The sequence below is a fragment of the Streptomyces sp. SID5785 genome, from assembly GCF_009870065.1.
GTDB lineage: Bacteria > Actinomycetota > Actinomycetes > Streptomycetales > Streptomycetaceae > Streptomyces.
On sequence record NZ_WWIA01001000.1, the window covers coordinates 1 to 1,511 of the forward strand.

General features: G+C 75.4%; 2 protein-coding genes. One reads left to right on the forward strand and one right to left on the reverse strand.

Annotation, left to right across the window (positions count from 1 at the left end; translation table 11 throughout):
- Positions 1 to 31: 31 nt before the first annotated feature.
- On the reverse strand, positions 32 to 874 hold the full coding sequence (locus tag GTW43_RS32495; RefSeq protein WP_161305558.1) for an AraC family transcriptional regulator: 843 nt from the start codon (positions 872 to 874) through the stop codon (positions 32 to 34).
- Between the two features lie 49 nt (positions 875 to 923).
- On the opposite strand from GTW43_RS32495, the gene GTW43_RS32500 reads away from it, so the two are divergent.
- On the forward strand, positions 924 to 1,436 hold the full coding sequence (locus tag GTW43_RS32500) for a DUF2000 domain-containing protein (RefSeq protein ID WP_161305559.1): 513 nt from the start codon (positions 924 to 926) through the stop codon (positions 1,434 to 1,436).
- Positions 1,437 to 1,511: the final 75 nt, after the last annotated feature.

Below are 1,511 nucleotides of genomic sequence, written 5' to 3' on the forward strand. Positions count from 1 at the left end.
GGTCGCGCAGTTCCCCGCGCCCCTGGCGGGGTCACGCCGGGCCCGGGCCGGGGCCGGGGCCCGATCGGGCGTAGCGGGTCGGGGGCATGCCCACGATGCGTTTGAAGTGGCGGGTCAGATGGGGCTGGTCGTGGAAGCCCGTGGACACGGCCACCTCACCCGCCGGCACCCCGTCGAGCAGCAGCCCCCGCGCCCGGTCGATCCGCCGCGCCGTCAGGTACTGGTGCGGGGCGATCCCGTACGCCGCCCCGAACGACCGCACCAGATGCGCCGGATGCGCATGCAGCACCCCCGCCGCCTCGGCCAGCCCCACCCCCGCCACGATCCGCTCGTCCAGCAGTTCCCGCAGGGCGACCGCGAGGCGCCGGTCGGGGCCGGGCCGCGGCTGCCCGGCGAGCCCCGGCCGGAGCCGCTCCCGCAGCCGCTCCGCGACGAACGTCAGCCGCGCCGCCGCCTCCAGTTCGTCCCCGGGGTGGGCCAGCGCCGCGTGCAGCTGTCCGATGCGGCGCCGCAGGAGCGGGTCGGTGAGATCGGGGTTGTCCACGGCCGGGCCGATGAACGACGTGTCGAGCAGCCCGCCCTCGGCCGCGTCGAGATAGAGCACCCGCTTGCGGAACCCGTGCGGCGTCGCGGCCGACCCGTTGTGCGGGACCTGCGGCGGCAGCAGCGACACGGTGCCGAGCGGGGTGCCGTGCGGGTGCCGTTCGAGGTCGTAGCGGACCGCGCCCTCGTCGACGATGAGCAGGGTCCACGTGTCGTGCACGTGCATCGGGTACGCGTGCCGTGTGAAGTGGGCGTGGAAGACCTCCGCGACGCCCTCGACCCGTGGACGCCACGCGCTGATCTCCTCGCCAGGGGAGCCGCCGCCGGCCATGCAAAAAACGTACAAGACCGGACCCGCCCGGGCCCGGCAGTCTCACTGCATGAACACCGAGACCCCGCCGGCGACCCCGTCCACGACCACGACCCCGCCCGTACCGCACCCCCAGCCCGCAGCCGACGCGGGCGGCGCGGCCCCCGCCCCCGTCCGCTTCGACACCAAGATCGCGGTTCTGCTCCGGGACGACCTGGAGACCTGGCAGCGGCTGAACGTGACGGCGTTCCTGGTCAGCGGGCTCGGTACGCAGCTGCCCGAGGTGGTGGGGGAGCCGTACGAGGACGCCGACGGGGTCCCGTACCTGCCGATGTTCCGCCAGCCCGTGCTGGTCTTCGAGGGCGGCAAGGAGACGCTGAGGGCCGCGCACGAGCGGGCGCTGCGCCGGGCGCTGCCGCGGGCGGTGTTCACGTCGGACCTGTTCGCGACCGGCAACGACCGGGACAACCGTGCCGCGGTCCGGGCCGTCGGGACCGACGGCCTGGATCTCGTGGGGATCGCCGTGTACGGCCCGCGCAACGCCGTGGACAAGGTGCTCAAGGGCGCACACATGCACGGCTGACCCCCTGCCGTTCCCCGCCGTCCTCCCTGTCCGCCCCGGCCCCGGCCCCGGCCGACGCCCCCGCCCCCGGCCCCT